Origin of the sequence: Streptomyces sp. NPDC048496 (assembly GCF_043200055.1) — a bacterium.
Classification (GTDB): Bacteria; Actinomycetota; Actinomycetes; order Streptomycetales; family Streptomycetaceae; genus Streptomyces.
This window is the reverse complement of sequence record NZ_JBICXB010000117.1, coordinates 1-3670: the sequence shown is the minus strand read 5'-3', so window position 1 is coordinate 3670 and position 3670 is coordinate 1. Positions and strand designations below refer to the sequence as shown.

Below are 3670 nucleotides of genomic sequence, written 5' to 3'. Positions count from 1 at the left end.
CTCGACATCACACGCCACCAGCCTCCCCCACCAAGGCACTTACCGAGGCCGATACCGCAAAGTCGATCAACGGCTACGAAAATCTTGTCAGAGCCCAGATTCAGGTGCACAACCTTGTTTACCCCCTGGCCGACTACAAGCTCGAGGTCGCCGTGGTGTGCATGACGGGATGGCTCCGCGAGCAGCTCGACGCACCGGACCCGGGCATCGTGGTCAGGGCTGACCCGGAGAGAGGTGCGTTCGTAATCGAGTGGGGCGACCTGGTGGGGGACCCTTTCACGGAGTAGGCGCAACGCAGGACGCTATGCCTCCGACGCGCCCGTGGGTTGCGGGTGCGTCGGAGGTGACGGCCTTCTCGTGGCGGCTGCGGGTACCGAACCGCACGGCGAGCGGTACGAGGGCGATCGCGGTGGCGCCGAGGAGTCCGGCGAGTGCGGCCGCCGCGCGCCCTGCCGACGGCGGCCCGCTCAGCTGAGGATCACCTCCGGCTCGTACATGTCCAGCCACACGGCGAGGTCCAGGGTGCGTTCCAGACCACGGCGTGACGCCGAGGTGATCCGCGGTGCGTCGTGGTCGGCCACCCGTTGCAGCCGGGCGCGGTCGACCAGGTCGAAGACCCGGTGGTCCGGGCGCGCGAGCAGGCCGTGGGCGTACTCCTGGAGAGCCACGGCGTACTTCGGGTCCTGGGTCGACGGATAGGGGGTCTTAGTCCGCTCGTACACCGACCGGGGAAGCAGATCCGCGGTGGCCTCGCGCAGCAGGCTCTTCTCCCTGCCGTCGAAGGACTTCAGGGCCCAGGGGGTGTTGTAGACGTACTCGACGAGCCGGTGGTCGCAGAACGGCACCCGGACCTCCAGGCCGACCGCCATGCTCGCGCGGTCCTTGCGGTCCAGCAGGATGCGTACGAACCGGGTTAGGTGGAGGTGGCAGATCCTGCGCATGCGGTACTCGAAGTCGCTCTCGCCGGTGAGCCGTTCGATGCCGGCGACGGCGGATTCGTAGCTGTCGCGGATGTACGTCTCCTGGCCGAGGGCCTGGTTCACGTCGTCTCGGAGCATGCCCGCGTCCTCGCCGAAGTGCTCGGCGAACCGGACCAGCCAGGGGAAGGTGTCGGCGCTGCGGGCCTCCTCGTCGAAGAACTGGAGGTAGCCGCCGAAGACCTCGTCGGCCGACTCACCGGACAGCGCGACGGTCGAGTGTTCGCGGATGGCCCGGAAGAGCAGATAGAGCGAGGAGTCCATGTCACCGAGGCCCATGGGGATGTCCCGGGCCCGGATCATCCGGGCGCGTACGTCCGGGTCGGCGAGGGTGTTCGGGTCGAGGATGATGTCCCGGTGGATGGTGCCCGCCTGCCGGGCCACGTCGTGCACGAACGGGGTGTCGGGGGTGGTGCGCAGTTCGTCGGCGACGAAGTTCTCGGTCCGTCCGACGAAGTCGACGGCGAAGGTACGGACCTTCTCGCCGCTCTTGGCGAGCTGCTGGGCGGCGAGCAGGGTGACCGCGGACGAGTCGAGGCCACCGGAGAGCAGGACGCAGCGGGGTACGTCGGAGACCAGCTGGCGGCGCACGATGTCGTCGAGCATCGACCGTACTGTCGCGATCGAGGTGTCCCGGTCGTCGGTGTGCGGACGGGTCACCAGCTGCCAGTAGACGTGTCGGCGCAGGCCGCCGCGGTCCACGGTGACGACCGTGCCGGGCTCCACCTCGTACATGCCGTCCCATACGGCGTGGCCGGGGTTCTTGACGAGGGTGAAGAGCTCCCGGAGCCCGTCGAGGGTCACCCGGGGCCGGGCCAGCGGGTTGGCCAGGATGGCCTTGGGTTCGGAGCCGAAGAGCACTCCGTCGGGCGTCGGCCAGTAGTAGAAGGGCTTGACGCCCATCCGGTCGCGGAACATGACGAGCTTGTCGTGGCGGCTGTCCCAGAGGGCGAAGGCGTACATGCCGTTGAGCCGTTCGGCGACGGACTCGCCCCACTCCAGATAGCCGTGCAGCACGACCTCGGTGTCCGAGTCGGTGACGAATGTGTGCCCGCGGGCGGTCAGCTCGGTGCGGAGTTCGGTGAAGTTGTACGCCTCGCCTGAGTAGACGAGGGCGACGTCCCCGTCGGGTGTGCCGACGGACATGGGCTGACGTCCGCCGGGCAGGTCGATGATCGCGAGCCGGCGGTGTCCGAGCCCCGCGTGATCGGTGATCCAGGTCCCCCGGTCGTCGGGGCCCCGGCAGGCCATGGTCTCCGTCATCGCGTCCAGCGTCGCGATGTCCGCGGCTGCCCGCAGGTCGTGGTCGAAGGAGACCCAGCCGGCGATGCCACACATACGCGTCCTCCCGATTCGGTCCCGACCGGGTGAGCGGTCGACGCACGGTGCCGCCCCATGGGCGGCATGCCGAGGGCGAGGGCCCCGCAGAACCAGTTGTATCTAGCAGCTATGTATCGAGCCTGTGCCTGCGATCGCGGACGGTCAACATGGTCGTTTACGTGGGTGGAGGCCGACTGCTCATACTTTCGGCCGCCGCTTTCTCCTTCCTATACGGGACCACCGTGCTTCGCAGCCCGTACGGAAAGGGCCCGTGTGGCCGGGAAGGGTGTCCGAATCAGCCACGGGCAATGACTTCCCCAATCCGGGGTGGGCCGGTGGAGTGCACCCGGCGGGTCTGTGGACGGCCCGGCACGGCCGACCCGGGTGACCCGTCCGGCGGACCTGCTCGCCAGGCTGGTCAGAACCTTGTCCACGCCGGTGGCCTGAGGTGTCCCCGGGCGGGTTCGCCGCCGGAACGCCCGGTCGGCCCGCTGATCCGGAGTGCCGCGTGCCCGTGCCGCTCACTGTCGCCGTCGCCCAGCCCGGCTGTGTCCCTCTCGATGTCGCCGCCAATGCCGCGGCCCACGCGGAGGCGGTCAGCCGGTCGGCGGCCGTTTTCCCGGAACTGTCCCTCACGGGCTACGACCTCGCCGCTCCGGCCGTGTCCCCCGACGATTCCCGTCTTCGGCCGGCTGATCGTGCGACGAGTCCGTGACCTGGCCAAATCCGCCACCGTCTGCGAACAGGGCGAACTGTTTCCCGTCTGGCGCTACCACCCCTTCTTCACCGACAACCCGGCCCCGACGCTCCAGGCCGAGCGGGAAACCGCCACCACGCCGTCATCGAGCAGGTCATCGCCGACAGCAAAGCCTCCGCCATGGCCCACCTGTCGTCCGGACACTTCAACGCCAACGCAGCCTGGCTCACCCTGTGGGCCGTGGCCTACAACCTGCTGAGGGCCACCGGCGCACTGACCTCCGCCTTTGAGGTTCCCCCGGGATGCGGAGTGAGGTGACAGCGGGTCAGATGGGACTCATGAGAGGAACATCGACCATGGCTGCCCCCAGGAAATACTCGCTGGAGTTGCGTGAGCGTGCGGTGCGGATGTATCGCACTTCCGACCCGAAGCCGCAGATCAAGCGGCTCGCCCTCGACCTGGGCGTGCACCCCGAGGCCCTGCGTGGCTGGATCCGGCAGGCCGAGGCGGACGCCGGCGAGCGTGACGACCGGCTCACCACCGACGAACGCGCCGAGCTCGCCGCGCTGCGCAAGGAGAACGCCCAGCTCAAGCGGGCGAACGAGGTGCTGCGCACCGCCTCGGCGTTTTTCGCGGCGCAACTCGACCCGACCCGGCCCAGGTGATGGCGCTCCTC

At 68.9% G+C, this 3670-nt stretch carries 2 protein-coding genes and 1 pseudogene; 2 read left to right on the top strand and 1 reads right to left on the bottom strand.

The window, feature by feature from the left end:
- Window positions 1–287: pseudogene (locus ACGFSA_RS34910) on the top strand (hypothetical protein); the annotation flags it as partial.
- Between the two features lie 180 nt (window positions 288–467).
- Here the strand turns inward: ACGFSA_RS34910 and asnB are convergent.
- Complete coding sequence (gene asnB, locus ACGFSA_RS34905) at window positions 468–2315, bottom strand: asparagine synthase (glutamine-hydrolyzing) (protein ID WP_393310168.1); 1848 nt, start codon at window positions 2313–2315, stop codon at window positions 468–470.
- 1035 nt (window positions 2316–3350) lie between these two features.
- Between asnB and ACGFSA_RS34900 the strand changes: the two genes are divergently transcribed.
- Window positions 3351–3659, top strand: a complete 309-nt coding sequence (locus ACGFSA_RS34900) for a transposase (RefSeq protein WP_393310166.1) — start codon at window positions 3351–3353, stop codon at window positions 3657–3659.
- Window positions 3660–3670: the final 11 nt, after the last annotated feature.